A 15,774-nucleotide genomic window follows, 5' to 3' on the forward strand; every position below is an offset into this window, starting at 1 on the left:
GCGCTCGGCTGCGCCCGACCTCTTAGCCGAAGCGCAGCCGATGAATTTTCATCTTGGGGGTGTGTTGCCGCCTGGCGGCGGTGGTCCCTTACGATTCTGGTACTTGCTCCACAACTGCTTTGCCGTGCGCTTGGCCTTCTCGCGGTTCTGGGGCTTCCTGAGCCAATTGGCAACGGCTGCGCCGAGTATGCGTTTCATGGCTACCTCCTTGTCATGCTTCGATGCCTGTCCATAACCATATGGTGGCTTTGTAGGGCTGAGTCAAGCGCTATTCGGTGCCTGCACTAGCGAGGGTCGGAGCCTGGGTTGGCTGCATTCGAGCAAGCAAGAGACAGGCTGAATAGGGTGATTGGCTGAATTGCAGGCGTGACGAGGTATGACAGGCTATGCTGCTAACAGTCCGCTTAGCCGACCCTGCTTCTCAAGCTACTGAATATAAATACTTGGTGGGGATGCCTTGACTGACACCGCCCCCCGGCCAAGTTATCGACGACCAACTCGTGGCCGAACAGTCCCAGGTTCAGGTTCATTTTTGTTTCTTACGAAACGAGAAAGACCACCGTTTTAGGTGGACAGTTGGATAGACGGCTATCGTCCGCCCCGAGACGGTGAGAGCTCACAACCAGCGCAGGGCAGGTCATGAAAAACGTCAATCAGTACAAGAAGGTTTCCATCGAGGAGTTCGAGTCGATGAAGATCGAGGGCTACAACGTTATTAAGGCGGCGCCGGAGGATGGTCGCGATGTGGGAGCCGACAATGACGACCGAGCGATCTATCTCTGGACGGACAGAGACCTTGGTTCGTTCCTGCAGTTCGGTTCGGGCCAAGAGACTGAGACCATCAGTGTCCTACAGGTTTTAGTGCCCGATATTGAAGACAAGAACCTCATTGAGCGCCTTCGAAGCCTGGCTGAAGAGAAGCTCGGCTAGGCTTGCCCAACCGCTTGGCCCGCCGGCGCACCCTGACCTCACTCCGTTGTTGTTAGGACGCTTGCGCCGTCGAGCTCACGGTAGTCGGTGTCCTCTGGCTCGAGGGAGCACGGTATCGGCCAGCGGCCGCCGCTTGATCGGCGAACATTTCATGATGTGCGTTTCCCAACGCTTGTCCCCCATGTATCCAGGAACTTTAGAGTACACGTGGGTGTTCACGCGCAAAGCGCTATTGCGGGTTGCCCGGATTAGCCAGGTTAAAGAAATGCCTATGATAGAGCGGCTTGCAGCTTCGGGGGTAGGTCAGGAGATGCTGGGTGATGCTGTATGGTGCGGATGGGGAGACTCGAACTCCCACGCCTCTCGGCACTAGAACCTAAATCTAGCGTGTCTACCAATTCCACCACATCCGCAATAGGGGCAGGAACCGCCCGTATTGTACGGACGGCTCCGATCAAGTCAATCGTCGCCGCGCGGATCGGTCATTCGGCCGCTGCGGCGTCGTAGTAAAGCGGTTACACGCTATCGGAGCGGGGCCGCTCTTGATTGAGCGGGGCCTGGCGTCGAGTCGCTCATCCGTCGTCCGGCAGAGAGTCTGACGTGGCTTCGCGGCATCGGAATACGCGCCACGGAGCGACCAGTCATGGCGCGGGAGAATGAGGCGGTTAAGGTCATGGCAGGACTCGTCGAAAGAATGGTGAACTTATATAAGTGGAAAAGTTAACAAGGATGATAGGGCGCGCGGGTTTTAAGTCAACCTTGGGTGTCAATTACGTTGACAAGATGCTACGCCGCGCTTTGCCCGGTCGCTGTGCGTTCTGCCTGGCGCGTTGTCTGCCGAACGTGCCGTGGTGCGGCGCTTGTCTGGTGGCGTTGCCGTGGAATCGTCACGCATGCGCGCAGTGCGCCGAACCCTTGCCGGAAGCCGCGCCACGTTACTGTGGGCATTGCCTGCGACGCCCGCCGGCGTTCGCCGCAGCGCGTATCGGCCTGCGCTACGAAGACGAGGTTGCGCGGCTGCTGCAGCGCTTCAAGTTCGGCTACGACCCGCGTGCGGGTAATTTGCTGGTAAGCCTGATGGGCGAGACGCTGGCAGGACTCGAAAGGGAGCAATTGCCTGAATTGCTGGTGGCCCTGCCGCGCCATCGTGGGCGTGCCCGCGAGCAGGGCTTCGACCCGGGTCCTTGGCTCGCCGAGCGCCTTGCCGCACGGCTGGCGCTGCCCTGGTGCCAGCCGCGGCGGTTGCATGCCACCCCCTCGCAGCGCGGCCTGGACCGCGCGGCGCGACGGCGCAACCTCAAGGGCGCTTTCGCGGTCGAGACCGCGTTGCCGAAGCGGGTCGCGTTGGTCGACGACGTGATGACCACCGGTGCCTCGCTCGATGCGCTGGCCGTTGCCTGCCGCGGTGCTGGCGCCAGTCATGTCGAGGCCTGGGCGGTGGCGCGCACGCCGCTTGGCCATTGAGAGGCGGGCATGGCGCTGCCGTTGGCGGGGAGCAATCTGCTAGCATGCGGGCATCGCTTACCGAGGAGGCCCGCATGGCCGCCAACCCGCACCCGTTCGAGAATTTGCCGCCACAACGCATCGTCGCCGCCATCGAGGCGCTGGGCTTCTGGCTGCCCGGCGAGCCCTTCGCGCTCAACAGCTACGAGAATCGGGTCTTTCTGATCCACGATGACGAGCGACGCCGCTGGGTCGCCAAGTTCTATCGTCCCGAACGCTGGAGCGATGCCCAGATTCGCGAGGAGCATGCCTTTATTGCCGAACTGGAGGCCGCCGACGTACCGGTGGCGGCGCCCTGGCGCGATGCCGACGGCGAGAGCCTGCACGATCATGAGGGCTTTCGCTTCGCGCTGTTCCCGCATGTCGTCGGTCAGGCGCCGGAACTCGAGAATCCCGCTCATCTGTTCGCCCTCGGTGAACTGATCGGCCGGGTGCATGCGGTGTCTGGCGCGAAGCCGTTCGACACGCGGCCCACGCTTGAGCCGATTGGCTGGGCCGAGAGCAGCCGCGAGCAGGTGCTGTCCGGCGAATGGCTAAGCCAGCGTCAACGTCGCGCTTACCAACGAATCAGCGAGGCGCTGGAAACCCTCCTGGCGGAGCGCGCCTGGCCGTCGCAGGCGGCGATCCGCGTGCACGGCGACTGCCATCTGGGCAATATTCTGGGGCGCGATGAGCAGTTCACGCTGGTCGATTTCGACGATTGCTGCATGGCGCCGGCCGTGCAGGATCTCTGGATGATGCTCACTGCCCAGAATGACCAGGAGTGGCAGATGCAACTCTCCGAACTGCTGGAAGGCTACGAGCAGTACTGCGATTTCGATCGCCGCGAGCTGGCCTGGATCGAACCGCTGCGGACCCTGCGGCTGATGCGTCACAGCGCCTGGCTGGTTGCGCGCTGGCGCGACCCGGCCTTCCCGCGCGCCTTTCCCTGGGTCTCCGACGAAGCGTACTGGGATCAGCACATTCGCACCCTCGAACAGCAGCGCGTCGCACTGGAACAGCCGCGCTGGCTGGCCTGAGCGGCGGTTGGTGTCCGTCGGCCAAAGCGCTTAGCATGAATGGCCGCTACCACGGAGAAAAACGTTGGACGGGAAAATCATCACTTTCGACGATGCCGCACAGGAGGGCGTCATCGACGCCCAGGACGGCAATCACTATGCCTTCGGCCTCAATGACTGGCGCGGGCGCGGGATGCCCGGTCCGGGCGCGGCGGTGCGCTTCGAGGTGCGTGAAGCGCGGGCGCTGCAGGTGATGAACCGTCCCGAGTCGCAGCGTCGACCACAGCGGGCAGTCATTCCCAGCGCGAACCGCTACCCTGCGGTACCGCTCGCGGCGCTGAGTGTCGCCATCCTGACGGCCATCGCCGGCCTCTGGCTCGGCTTGTTGGCGTTGCTGCTGGCGCTCGCCGCGACAGGCCTGGCAGTCGCCGCACTCCACAGGTTGCGACGCGACGATCGCGATCTACGCGGACGTCAACTGGGCTGGGTGGCGCTCGGCATCGCGGCGCTTGCTGCTACGCTATGCTTGTTGGTAAAGCCACCGATAACGTCACCACTCTTGCCGGATCTACATTCTCAGTCGCAAGCCATTGTCACGCCCGGAGTCACGCAGGCCGGGTAACACGCTAGGTCGCTCGCCATAGCGGGGTCCTACTGGAAGGAGAACACCATGGAATCGCTGCAGGACTATTCGCTGTATCGGCCCTTCGCCTACATCGATGGCAGCTGGGTCGCCGCCGACAGCGGTGAGCAGATCGAAGTCGACAACCCGGCCACCGGTAAGATCATCGGCAGCGTGCCGCGGCTGGGTCGCGCCGAGACCGAGCGGGCAATCGACGCGGCCTATGCCGCACTGCCGGCCTGGCGCTCGCACACCGCCCAGGAGCGCGGCGACATCCTGATGAAATGGTACGAGCTGATGCTCGAGAATCAGGACGAGCTGGCGCGTATCATGACCCTCGAGCAGGGCAAGCCGCTCAAGGAAGCCGCCGGCGAGATCGTCTACGCGGCGAGCTTCTTGCGCTGGTTCGCCGAAGAGGGGCGGCGCATCTACGGCGAGACCATTCCCGGCGCCAAGAGCAACCAGCGGATCATGGTCATCAAGCAACCGGTCGGGGTCGTCGGCGCGATCACGCCATGGAACTTCCCCGCGGCGATGATCACCCGCAAGGTCGGTGCGGCGCTGGCGGCGGGCTGTCCGATCGTCGTCAAGCCGGCCAGCCAGACGCCGTTCTCGGCCACCGCCATGGCACTGCTCGCCGAGCGTGCCGGGGTGCCGCGCGGAGTCTTCAACGTGGTGCCGGGGCGTGCCAGCGAGATCGCCGGTGCGCTGACCGAGTCGCCGCTGGTGCGCAAGATCACCTTCACCGGGTCCACCGAGGTGGGCCAGCGGTTGATGGAGCAGGCCGCGCAGCATGTCCAGAAGATATCGCTGGAGCTGGGCGGCAATGCGCCGTTCCTGGTCTTCGAGGATGCCGACCTGGATGCGGCGGTGGAGGGGGCCATGGCCTCGAAGTTCCGCAATGCCGGCCAGACCTGCGTATGCGTCAACCGCTTCCTGGTCCAGTCGAGCGTGGTCAACGCCTTCTGCGAGAAGCTGGCCGCCGCCATGAACAGCGAGCTCACCGTCGGCGACGGCACCGAGGAGGGCGTCAACATCGGTCCGCTGATCGACAGCGATGGCGTCGAGAAAGTCAGTCGGCATATCCGTGATGCGGTCGACAAGGGTGCCGAGTTGATGCTGGGCGGCAATCCGCACCCACTGGGTGGCAACTTCTTCACCCCGACGCTGGTCAATCAGGCGACCAGCGAGATGCTGGTCGCCCGCGAGGAAACCTTCGGTCCGTTGGCCGCGGTATTCCCCTTCGACGACGAAGAGGACGCCGTGGAAATGGCCAATGACACGCCATTCGGCCTCGCCGCCTACTTCTACTCGCGCGACCTGAGCCAGGTGTGGCGGGTCTCCGAGGCGCTCGAATACGGCATCGTCGGCATCAATACCGGGCTGATCTCCAATGCCGCCGCGCCGTTCGGCGGGGTCAAGGAGTCGGGCCTGGGTCGCGAGGGGGGCCATCAGGGGCTCGAGGAGTTCCTCGAAACCAAGTACCTGTGCCTCGACCTGGGCTGATTCCGGCACTACGGCGGGCGGCCAAGCGTTGACGAGGCCGCCTGCCGCGTTCTTGCCTTGCTGCGTAAGAATGGTAACTTGGTAGAACTTTTCCATTACCCGAGGGTCATGCGCATGGATTTGAGCATCAATAACACCGTCGGTGCCGCCGTCGCGCTACAGCAGTACAACGCCGATCAGAGCGCCCAGATGTCGCTGCTCCGGCAATCGCTCGACACCCAGGGGGCACAAATCGCCCAGCTGATGGAGTCGGTCGGCGACGCGCCGAAACTGGCCAGCGTCGGCAGTGTCGGTACGCAGCTCAATACCTATGCCTGAGTGATGCTACATGCTCCAGCGTCCCGACAAGCGCGGGCCGCTGGGCCGTAGGACGCAAAACGCCGCCCCTCTCGAGGGGCGGCGTTTTGTTGTGCCTCATCGTCAGGCAACGCGCCTCAGTGACGGAAGTGGCGCATGCCGGTGAAGACCATGGCGATGCCGGCCTCGTTGGCGGCGTCGATCACCTCCTGGTCGCGCATCGAGCCGCCAGGCTGGATCACCGCGCTGATACCCGCGGTGGCGGCGGCATCGATGCCATCGCGGAACGGGAAGAAGGCGTCCGAGGCCATTACCGAGCCGGGCACTTCGAGGCCTTCGTCGGCGGCCTTGATGCCGGCGATCCGGGCCGAGTAGACGCGGCTCATCTGACCGGCCCCGACACCGATGGTGCGGCCGTCCCTGGCATAGACGATGGCATTGGACTTGACGTACTTGGCGACCTTCCAGGCGAACGCCAGATCGCGCAGTTGCTGCTCGCTGGGCGCACGCTCGGTGACCACCTCGAGCTCGTCGCGACCGACCATGCCCAGATCGCGATCCTGGACCAGCAGGCCGCCGGTGACGCGCTTGAAGTCATGGGCATGGGCACGCTCGCCGGGCCAGTTGGCGCCGACGTCGAGCAGACGCACGTTCTTCTTGTCGGCGACGACTGCCGCGGCCTCGTCGCTGACCCCGGGGGCGATAATCACTTCGACGAACTGACGGTCGATGATCGCTCGCGCGGTGTCGGCGTCCAGCGCCCGGTTGAAGGCGATGATGCCGCCGAAGGCGCTGGTCGGGTCGGTGGCGAAGGCTTTTTCATAGGCTTCGCGGGGCGACTCGCCGGTGGCCACGCCGCACGGGTTGGCATGCTTGACGATCACGCAGGCGGCCTCGGTGAAGGCCTTGACGCATTCGAAGGCGGCATCGGTGTCGGCGACATTGTTGTAGGACAGTGCCTTGCCCTGGCGCTGTACGGCGGTGGCCACGCTGGCCTCGCTGGCGTCCGCCTCGACGTAGAAAGCGGCGGCCTGATGCGGATTCTCGCCGTAGCGCATCGCCTGCTTCTTGTGAAACTGCAGGTTATAGGTGCGCGGGAAGCCGTCCTCGCCGCCCTCGACGCGGCTGCCCAGATAGTCGGCGATCGCCGCGTCGTAGCCGGCGGTATGCTCGAAGGCCTTCACGGCGAGATCGAAGCGCAGCGCGCCACCGACCGCGCCGTCATTGGCCGCCATGTCGTCGAGGACCCGGCGGTAATCGTCGGCATTGACGACGATGCTGGTGTGCGCGTGGTTCTTGGCGCAGGCACGGACCATGGTCGGGCCGCCGATATCGATGTTCTCGATCGCCTCATCCAGGGTGCAATCGGGACGGGCGACGGTCTGGGCGAACGGGTAGAGGTTGACCACCACCATGTCGATCGGCGCGATGTCGTGTTCGGCCATCACCGCGTCGTCCTGGCCCCGGCGACCGAGGATGCCGCCGTGGATCTTGGGGTGCAGGGTCTTGACCCGGCCATCCATGATCTCCGGGAAGCCGGTATGCTCTGAGACTTCGCCGACACTGATGCCGTTGTCCCTGAGCAGGCGGTAGGTGCCGCCGGTGGAAAGCAGGGCGACGCCGCGATCGGCGAGTTCGCGGGCGAAGTCGACGATGCCGGTTTTGTCCGAGACGCTGATCAGGGCACGGCGGACCGGCAGGGAGCGGGATGGGGAGGGCTGTTCGGCCATGAGAGTCACTCTTCGATATCGGCCCCGCCGACGGCGAGGGCCTGGGCTTGAAACGCGACGGGGGAGCCGCCAGGCTCCCCCGTGAAAACAACTGACGGTCAGATCAGGTCGTACTGCTTGAGCTTCTTGCGCAACGTGCCGCGATTGAGTCCCAGCATGTCGGCGGCGCGGGTCTGGTTGCCGCCGGCGTAGTCGAGCACGGCGTTGAGCAGCGGCGCCTCGACTTCGGCCATGACCATGGCGTACAGGTCGGTCACGGATTCACCTTCGAGATGGCTGAAGTAGCGTCGCATGGCATCGTCGACCGCTTCGCGCAGGGTCTGACCGCGGGGCGCGGGCGTGGCGGAAAGCGGCGCTTCCTCGCCCACGATCTGTTCGGGAGTGATGGCTTGCCTGCTGTTCATGCTGCACTGATCCCTTCGATTGCCGGCGCCGTGGCCCGGCGAAACAGTTCATCCACGAAACAACGTTGCCCCTCTGCACTGTCCAGGGCATTGAAACGTTGTCGCAGCGGTTTGGCGTCCTCGCGGGTGGCGAGGTACCAGCCGATATGCTTGCGTGCGATCCTCACGCCCATGTGCTCTCCATAGAAGCCATGCAGCGCATCGAGATGGTCGCGCATGACCGTCCGCCGCTCGTCGAGCGAGGCCGCCGGCAGGATTTCGCCGGTGCGCAGGTAGTGGTCGATCTCGCGGAAGATCCAGGGATTGCCTTGGGCGCCACGACCCACCATGACCGCATCCGCACCAGTATAGTCGAGAACTTCGGCGGCCTTGGCGGGGCTATCGACGTCCCCGTTGGCGAACACCGGAATGTCCACGGCGGACTTGATCTCGGCAATGGTGTCGTACTCGGCGAACCCGTTGTAACGCTGCTCGCGGGTTCGCCCGTGCACGGCCAGCGCACGGATACCGGCGGCTTCGGCGAGGCGCGCCACGCGCACGCCATTGCGGCTGGCATCGCACCAGCCGGTGCGTATCTTCAGCGTCACCGGGACCTCGACGGCGCCGACCACCGCCTCGAGAATCGCCGCGACCAGTTTTTCATCGCGCAGCAGCGCCGAACCGGCGGCCTTGTTGCAGACCTTCTTGGCCGGGCAGCCCATGTTGATGTCGATGATCTGGGCGCCTTGTTCGGCATTCAGGCGTGCCGCCTCGGCGAGCATTTCAGGGTCGCCGCCGGCGATCTGCACGCTGCGCGGACCGGGTTCGCCGTGATGGTCGAGGCGCAGGCGCGACTTGCGGGTATGCCACAACCGCGGGTCCGAGGTGACCATCTCGGAGACCACCAGTCCCGCGCCCAGTTGTCGGCAGAGCTGGCGGAACGGGCGGTCGGTGACGCCGGCCATGGGCGCCAGGATCACCCGGTTGGGCAATCGATAGTGACCTATGGCGGGCGGCTCGACGCAGGCGGTAGCGGGCATCGTGATCGGGACTCGGCTCAAGCGGGCCGCCTATGATACCCACCTGACGGGCCAGATTGAAGGCTGGTCGCCAACGTAACGCGTAGCGGCTCGCTTCAGTCGCCGGTCGGGCGCTCGCCGATCAGGCACACCCAGCCGTCGCGCTCGCGCGGCTCGTGCATGATCAGCCCCTGGTCGCGGTAGGCGTCGAGCACTTCATCGGCCTGGTGGGCGAGGATGCCCGAGAGTACCAGCCGGCCGCCGGGTTCGACGTGGCCGGCGATCGCCGCGGCCAGCTCGACCAGCGGGCCGGCGAGGATGTTGGCGAGCACGATGTCAAAGCGCTCGTCGGGCAGCCGCTCGGGCAGGCACAGCGTGAAGTCCGTCTCGGCGATGGCGTTGCGCTCGGCATTGTCGCGGCTGGCGGTGAGCGCCTGGGGGTCGATGTCGGTGCCGGCGGCCTTTAGCGCGCCGAGCTTGAGCGCGGCGATCGCCAGGATGCCCGAGCCGCAGCCGTAGTCGAGCACCCGGCAGCCCTCGAGAGTACCGGTGACGCTCTGCTCGTCGAGCCAGCCCAGGCACAGCGCGGTGGTCGGGTGCGTGCCGGTGCCGAAGGCCAATCCCGGATCGAGGCGCAGATTGACCGCGTCGGCGTCGGGAGCGTCGTGCCAGCTCGGCACGATCCACAGCCGTTCGCCCATTGGCAGCGGTTCGAAACTGTCCATCCATTCGCGCTCCCAGTCGCGATCGGCGAGCAGCTCGTACTCGATGGTCGGGCAGGGCTCGTCGCCCATCGCCAGCGACCAGCCGTGATGGACGCGCTCGAGCATGGCGTCGATGCCTTCGAGATCGTCGTAAAGCCCGGTCAGCACGGTTTCCTGCCACAGCGGGGTGCTGCCACGCTCGGGCTCGAAGACCGGGTCGTCATGGGCGTCCTGTAGGGTGATCGCCGAGGCGCCCTCGTCCAGCAGCAGCTCCTCGAGGAGCTCGGCCTGGTCGGGAGCGATACGGGCCTTGAGTTGCAACCAGGACATGGTGGCCGCTCCTAATCGGTGAGTCTGAAAACGCAGGCGGCGAGGCCCAGGGCCGCGCCGCCTTCGAGGCGCCTGGGGACAACCCGACAGGCTCCTGACGACCGGCTCTTTAGCCGCCGAGTTTCTTTTCCAGGTAATGGATATTGACGCCGCCCTGCTGGAAGGCGCTGTCGCGGACCAGGTCCTTCTGCAGATCGATGTTGGTCTTGATGCCTTCGACCAGCAGCTCGTCGAGGGCGTTGCGCATGCGCGTCAAGGCGTTGGTGCGATCCGCGCCCCAGGTGATCAGCTTGCCGATCAGCGAGTCGTAGTGCGGCGGCACGGTGTAGCCGGTGTACAGGTGCGAGTCCATGCGTACGCCGAGCCCGCCGGGGGCATGATAGAGCGTGACCTTGCCGGGCGAGGGCATGAAGGTGCGGGCGTCCTCGGCGTTGATGCGGCACTCGAAGGCGTGGCCCTTGACCTCGACGTCTTCCTGGCGGATCGACAGCGGCTGGCCGGAGGCGATCAGCAACTGCTGCTTGACGATGTCCACGCCGGTGACCATCTCGGTGACCGGATGCTCGACCTGCACGCGGGTGTTCATCTCGATGAAGAAGAACTGGCCCTTCTCATAGAGGAATTCGAAGGTGCCGGCGCCGCGGTAGCCGATCTCGAGACACGCGTCGGTGCAGGCCTTGAGCACCTGAGCACGGGCCTCGGGGTCGATGTGCGGGGCGGGAGCCTCCTCGAGTACCTTCTGGTGGCGGCGCTGCAGCGAGCAATCGCGATCATAGAGGTGGATGGCGTTGCCCTGGCCGTCGGCGAGCACCTGAACTTCGACGTGGCGCGGCTCCTCGAGGAACTTCTCCATGTACACGGTGCCGTCGCCGAAGGCGCTGTTGGCTTCGCTCTTGGTCACGCTGACCGCCGACAGCAGGTTGGCCTCGCTGTGCACCACGCGCATGCCGCGACCGCCACCGCCGGCGGCGGCCTTGATGATCACCGGATAGCCGATTCGCCGCGCGGTCGCCAGCACGGCATCGTCATCGTCGGGCAGGGCGCCGTCGGAACCGGGGACGGTGGGCACGCCGGCCTTCTTCATCGACTCGATGGCGCTGACCTTGTCGCCCATCAGGCGAATGGTCTCGGCGCGCGGGCCGATGAACGCGAAGCCCGAGCGTTCGACCTGCTCGGCGAAATTGGCGTTTTCCGAGAGAAAGCCGTAGCCGGGGTGGATGGCGCTGGCGTCGGTGACCTCGGCGGCGCTGATTAGCGCCGGGATGTTCAGATAGGATTGCGCCGAGGAGGCCGGGCCGATGCACACCGCTTCATCGGCCAGGCGCACATGCATGAGTTCGCGGTCGGCCTTGGAGTGAACCGCCACGGTGCGGATGCCCAGCTCCTTGCAGGCGCGCAGGATGCGTAGAGCGATCTCGCCGCGGTTGGCGATGAGTACCTTGTCCAACATGATGGGGTCCGCCAGAGTTGTCGAATGGATCAGGAGATGAGCAGCATCGGCTGGTCGAATTCGACCGGTTCGCCGTCCTCGACCAGGATCGCCTCGATGACGCCATCCTTGTCGGCCTCGATCTGGTTCATCATCTTCATCGCCTCGACGATGCAGATCGTCTCGCCCTGCTTGACGCTCTGGCCGACTTCGACGAACGCCTTGGCACCCGGCGCCGGCGAGCGATAGAAGGTACCGACCATTGGCGAGGTCACCGCATGCCCGGCCGGTTGCGCCGGTGCCGGGGCTTCAGCGGGCGCACTCGAAGCCGCTTCAACGCTGGGGGCCGAATAGTGCGGCTGGCCCGGCGCCGGGCCCCAGTGGGGCTGATACATCGCCGGCTGGCTGGGCGTGCCGTTGGGGTGACGGCTGATGCGCACCGATTCCTCGCCTTCCTGGATCTCGATCTCGCTGATATTGGATTCTTCCAGCAGCTCGATCAGTTTCTTGACCTTGCGAATATCCATGTCGGTGTCTCTATTTCGGTGAGTGAGGCTGGCGACGTCGACCCGCCTGGGCGAGCCGGTATCGCTTCCGGCGCCGGGCCAGAGTTTTCGAAACCTCGGATTCGGCGCCAAATCCGCCGATCACGTCCACCGCCGCGTCGGATGAAAAGAAGCACTGACGGAAGGGCTCGCGGACGTGAAACCGGCTAAAAATCAGCTCGACAAAAAAGCCGCAAGTGACGCTGTTAACTTGTCCGAAATTCGCTCAGATCACGTCAGTTGTTGACAAGATCGCGCTTGCGAACGCCGTTTATGCCGATGTCGGCGAAGTTTGCCGAAAAACCCCGGCATTGTCCAGCCAGCCGTGAACAGCGTTTCCTTGGCGAGGGATTGGGATAAAAGGCGCGCTCAGCCGCTACCGCCGGCGCTAGAGCGCGACTTGGCAGCAAGACGGTCGAGGCGGCTGGCGAGGGCCTCGGCGCCGATCTCGCCCTGGATGCGCGCCGATTCGACTTCGCGGCCGCCGGCGTCGAAGAACAGCAGCCCCGGCGGCCCGAACAGCCCGAAGTGGTCGAGTAGCCGACGGCTTTGCGCATCGCCGGCGGTGACATCGGCGCGGATGCGATGATAATCGGCGAGCCGCGAGGCCACCGCCGGATCGGGGAAGACGTCACGCTCCATGATCTGGCAGGTCACGCACCAGGCTGCGCTGACATCGACGAACGCAGGCCGATCGCGCTGCGCGGCGATCTCGAGCTGTGCAGCGAGCTCTTCAAGGCTGGCGACGCGGGTGAACTCCGCCGTCGAGGGATCCGTCGCAGCGTCGCCCAGGGCCAGCGGGCGCAGCGGGTCGCTGCCGCCCTGGGCGGCGCCCAGCACCAGCGCCAAGCCCCAGGCCAGCAGCATCAGCGCAGCGGTCTGGCGTAGGCGAGGCCAGCCCGGCCGGGTGCCGCGCTCGAAGGCACCCAACGCCAGCGCGCTGCCCAGCGTCAGCGCCGCCCATAGCAATAGTGCCGGCGGTCCGGGCAGTAAGCGTTCGATCAGCCAGATCGCTACCCCCAGCAACAGCACGCCGAAGGCGCTCTTGACGCTCTGCAGCCAGTGGCCGGCACGGGGCAGCAGGCTGCTGCCGAAGGTACCGACGAGCAACAGCGGGACGCCCATTCCCAGCGCCAGGGCAAGCAGCGCCAGGCCACCGAACAAGGCATTGCCGCTGGCCGAGATGAATACCAGCGCCCCCGCGAGCGGCGCCGAGACGCACGGCGAGACCACCACCACCGATAGCGCGCCGGCCAGCGCCAGGCCCAGCGGGCCGCTGCGCTGCAGGCGCTGCTGCCAGGCGTCGATGCGCCCACTCAGGCTTGCCGGCATGCGCAGCGTGAGCAGGTCGAACAGCACCAGCGCGAACAGCACGAAGGCCAGCGCGAAGGGCACCAGTACCCAGGGCGATTGCAGCCGCGCCTGGAGGTTGAGCCCGGCGCCGAACAGCCCCATCAATACGCCGACGGCGGCATAGCTCGCCGCCATGCCGCCGACATAACTCGTCGACAGCGCCAGCCCGCGGGCCTTGCCGGGGCGTCGGCCGACCACGAGCGCGGCGAGGATCGGCAGCATCGGCAACACGCAGGGGGTGAAGGTCAGCCCCAGTCCGGCGACAAAGAACAGCCCCAACACCACCGGCAGCGACGCCTCGGTGAGCAACGCCTGGAAGCGGCTATCCTCGCTGGGAGCCGGGGCCGGATCCTGACGCTGCTCGCTCGTGGCGACGGACGCGGCGTCGCCCGGTGACGAGGCGGAGATGCTCGAACGGACGGTTTCGGCGAATGCCGCCGGCGGCGAGCCGGGCAAGGCGTTCAGCGACCACTGCTCCGGGGGATAGCACAAGCCGGCGTCGGCGCAGCCCTGAAAGCTCACGCGCACGGGCAATGGGCCATCCGGTTCGCCATGAATCGCCGCGCGCATGACGACCGGGTCGTAGAAGACCTGCGCCTGGCCTAGGTATTCATCGGTCTTGGCGGTGCCGGGCGGCAGTTGCAGCTCGCCGAGGGTGACCCCCGGGGCGTCGCTGACGACGGCGAAACGCTGGCGGTACAGGTAATGCCCGGGCGCATTGCGAAAGCCCACGTACAGCGTGTCGTCGTCGCGCCAGGCGCTGGCCTGGAAGGCGCGCTCGACGGGCAGGAAACCGTCCTGGTCCAGGGTGTCATCGAAATAGCCGGCCTGCGCGGGGAGGGCGAGTATCCATAGCGTGAAAAGCGTCAGTAGCGGGAACAACAGGCGAGGCATTGACAGAGAGTCCTTGAGCTCAGGGCCAGCATGCGACCGCGGCGGAGTCGGCGAGTTCCGCCGTCCAGCGGCAAGGCCGGGCGGGCCGGGGTGCATCGGCGAAAGCGCTGCGTTGGTCGGGCGGGTACGCCGCAGGCGCCATGATAGGATACCCTGCGAGTAAACCCCATATTCTCAACCGTCACGCCCAAGGACGTCGTGCCCATGGCCCTGTTTGGCAACCGCAAGCGCCGCACCGAGGTACTCGAGCGCCCGGAATACGGCTGGATCTGGAAACCCTTGCTGGCCCTGCTGGTGGTCTATCTGCTGGTTTGTCTGGTTTTGGGCATCTGGTGGAGCCAGCGCCCCGAACCCTTCGATGTCGCCCAGGCCACCACGCAGCGGCTGGGGGCGCCGGCCGACGCCGCGTTGCCACGCGGGGCGCGGTTGACGGCGAGCATGCTGACGTCCCTGGAAACCCTGCTGGACAAGCCGGGTGGTTGGCTGCGCAACGACATGCTGCTGCCCGGGGTCTGGCTGGATAACGTGCCCAGCTGGGAATACGGCGTGCTTACCCAACTGCGTCTCCTCGGCAAGTCCCTGCCGGCGATGAGCCCCGCGGGAGAGGACGCGCTGCAAAGCGCCAACAAGGCGTTGCAATCGGATAGCGAGGACTGGCTCTACCCGGCGGCCGAGAAGCGTTACAACCAGGCTCAGGGCGCGCTCGCAAGCTACCTGGCGGGTATCGCTCGCGGTGCCGATGGCTTTACCGCCAACGGCGATGGCCTGGCCAGTTGGCTGGATGCCGTCAGCCGGCGTTTCTCGGGCCTGACCCAGCAGTTGCTGGCGAGCGTCGATGACCCCGAGGCGCTGCGCGAGCTGGGCGTCGATGACGCCGCGCTGCCCGAAGCCACGCCATGGTTTCGTATCGACAACGTGTTCTTCGAGGCCCGTGGCGATTCCTGGGGCCTGTTGCAATTGCTCAAGGCGGCCCGGCTCGATTACGCCGACGTGCTCGGCAAGGCCAATGGCAACGCCACGCTGGAGCGGCTGATCGCCGAGCTCGAGTTGGCTCAGCGACGGGTCTGGAGCCCGGTGATCCTCAACGGTTCCGGCTTCGGCATCTTCGCCAACCATTCGCTGGTACTCGCCAACCATACCCAGGCCATCGCCGAACTGGCGGGACAGCTCGCGGGTAGCGTGCAGGGCGTCGAGGTGACGGCGCCGAAAAGCGGCACGCGAACGACGGCAGTCGGTACGGGCGGTAACGATAACACCGGCGCGCCGGGCGCCTCCGAGGCATCGACGAATGCCGAGACGGGCAGTTCGGCGCAAGCCGCCCCCGCGGGCGGCGGCAATTCAGGCGGCAGTGCAGGTGAAGGTGCCCAGAGCAATGCCGGCGACGATAGCGGCGGCTCTGACATGGCCGCACCGCCTCAGACGCAGCAATGATCGCTATTCACCGGCTGCCCGGTTGATTCGGAACCAAAAAAGCGCCGCTCCCGGGAGCGGCGCTTTGCTAACGGCTGGGCTAACGGCTGGCCGGTGACGC

At 65.7% G+C, this 15,774-nt stretch carries 15 protein-coding genes and 1 tRNA gene; 7 read left to right on the forward strand and 9 right to left on the reverse strand.

What is annotated here, in order from left to right:
- Nucleotides 1-48 precede the first annotated feature (48 nt).
- A complete protein-coding gene (locus R6258_RS06740; protein WP_318448880.1) occupies nt 49-198 on the reverse strand; it encodes a hypothetical protein in 150 nt (49 codons plus the stop codon).
- A gap of 441 nt (nt 199-639) precedes the next feature.
- On the opposite strand from R6258_RS06740, the gene R6258_RS06745 reads away from it, so the two are divergent.
- The gene (locus R6258_RS06745) at nt 640-930 is read left to right on the forward strand and encodes a hypothetical protein (protein WP_318448882.1); all 291 of its coding nucleotides are present in this window, start codon (nt 640-642) and stop codon (nt 928-930) included.
- Nucleotides 931-1,258: 328 nt separating this feature from the next.
- Here R6258_RS06745 and R6258_RS06750 read toward each other — a convergent pair.
- A tRNA-Leu gene (locus tag R6258_RS06750) sits at nt 1,259-1,343 on the reverse strand.
- Between the two features lie 370 nt (nt 1,344-1,713).
- On the opposite strand from R6258_RS06750, the gene R6258_RS06755 reads away from it, so the two are divergent.
- From R6258_RS06755 to R6258_RS06775, 5 genes are all read left to right on the forward strand, one after another.
- The gene (locus R6258_RS06755) at nt 1,714-2,394 is read left to right on the forward strand and encodes a ComF family protein (protein WP_318448885.1); all 681 of its coding nucleotides are present in this window, start codon (nt 1,714-1,716) and stop codon (nt 2,392-2,394) included.
- A 74-nt stretch (nt 2,395-2,468) separates the two neighbouring features.
- Nucleotides 2,469-3,452 carry a serine/threonine protein kinase gene (locus R6258_RS06760; protein WP_318448886.1) on the forward strand — a complete coding sequence of 328 codons (984 nt, stop codon included), beginning with the start codon at nt 2,469-2,471 and terminating at the stop codon, nt 3,450-3,452.
- A gap of 64 nt (nt 3,453-3,516) precedes the next feature.
- A complete protein-coding gene (locus tag R6258_RS06765) occupies nt 3,517-4,053 on the forward strand; it encodes a hypothetical protein (RefSeq protein ID WP_318448888.1) in 537 nt (178 codons plus the stop codon).
- 48 nt (nt 4,054-4,101) lie between these two features.
- Entirely contained in the window at nt 4,102-5,559 is a 1,458-nt protein-coding gene (locus R6258_RS06770) for an NAD-dependent succinate-semialdehyde dehydrogenase (protein ID WP_318448890.1), read from the forward strand.
- Between the two features lie 114 nt (nt 5,560-5,673).
- Complete coding sequence (locus R6258_RS06775; RefSeq protein WP_318448892.1) at nt 5,674-5,877, forward strand: putative motility protein; 204 nt, start codon at nt 5,674-5,676, stop codon at nt 5,875-5,877.
- Nucleotides 5,878-5,993: 116 nt separating this feature from the next.
- Here R6258_RS06775 and purH read toward each other — a convergent pair whose 3' ends face one another.
- From purH to dsbD, 7 genes are all read right to left on the reverse strand, one after another.
- Nucleotides 5,994-7,586 (reverse strand): bifunctional phosphoribosylaminoimidazolecarboxamide formyltransferase/IMP cyclohydrolase, encoded by a 1,593-nt coding sequence (gene purH, locus R6258_RS06780; RefSeq protein ID WP_318448894.1) that lies wholly within the window; start codon nt 7,584-7,586, stop codon nt 5,994-5,996.
- Between the two features lie 98 nt (nt 7,587-7,684).
- Entirely contained in the window at nt 7,685-7,990 is a 306-nt protein-coding gene (gene fis / locus R6258_RS06785) for a DNA-binding transcriptional regulator Fis (RefSeq protein WP_318448896.1), read from the reverse strand.
- Nucleotides 7,987-9,009 (reverse strand): tRNA dihydrouridine synthase DusB, encoded by a 1,023-nt coding sequence (gene dusB, locus R6258_RS06790; protein WP_318449166.1) that lies wholly within the window; start codon nt 9,007-9,009, stop codon nt 7,987-7,989. Before dusB ends, fis begins: the two co-directional genes overlap by 4 nt.
- Nucleotides 9,010-9,104: 95 nt before the next feature.
- Complete coding sequence (gene prmA / locus R6258_RS06795; RefSeq protein ID WP_318448898.1) at nt 9,105-10,022, reverse strand: 50S ribosomal protein L11 methyltransferase; 918 nt, start codon at nt 10,020-10,022, stop codon at nt 9,105-9,107.
- Between the two features lie 109 nt (nt 10,023-10,131).
- Nucleotides 10,132-11,472 (reverse strand): acetyl-CoA carboxylase biotin carboxylase subunit, encoded by a 1,341-nt coding sequence (gene accC / locus R6258_RS06800; RefSeq protein ID WP_318448900.1) that lies wholly within the window; start codon nt 11,470-11,472, stop codon nt 10,132-10,134.
- A gap of 29 nt (nt 11,473-11,501) precedes the next feature.
- Nucleotides 11,502-11,978 (reverse strand): acetyl-CoA carboxylase biotin carboxyl carrier protein, encoded by a 477-nt coding sequence (gene accB, locus R6258_RS06805; RefSeq protein WP_318448902.1) that lies wholly within the window; start codon nt 11,976-11,978, stop codon nt 11,502-11,504.
- 387 nt (nt 11,979-12,365) lie between these two features.
- Complete coding sequence (gene dsbD / locus R6258_RS06810; RefSeq protein WP_318448904.1) at nt 12,366-14,243, reverse strand: protein-disulfide reductase DsbD; 1,878 nt, start codon at nt 14,241-14,243, stop codon at nt 12,366-12,368.
- A 204-nt stretch (nt 14,244-14,447) separates the two neighbouring features.
- On the opposite strand from dsbD, the gene R6258_RS06815 reads away from it, so the two are divergent.
- Entirely contained in the window at nt 14,448-15,674 is a 1,227-nt protein-coding gene (locus R6258_RS06815) for a DUF2333 family protein (RefSeq protein WP_318448906.1), read from the forward strand.
- The last annotated feature ends 100 nt before the right edge of the window (nt 15,675-15,774 follow it).

This window comes from Halomonas sp. HP20-15 (genome assembly GCF_033446685.1).
Taxonomy (GTDB): Bacteria; Pseudomonadota; Gammaproteobacteria; order Pseudomonadales; family Halomonadaceae; genus Modicisalibacter.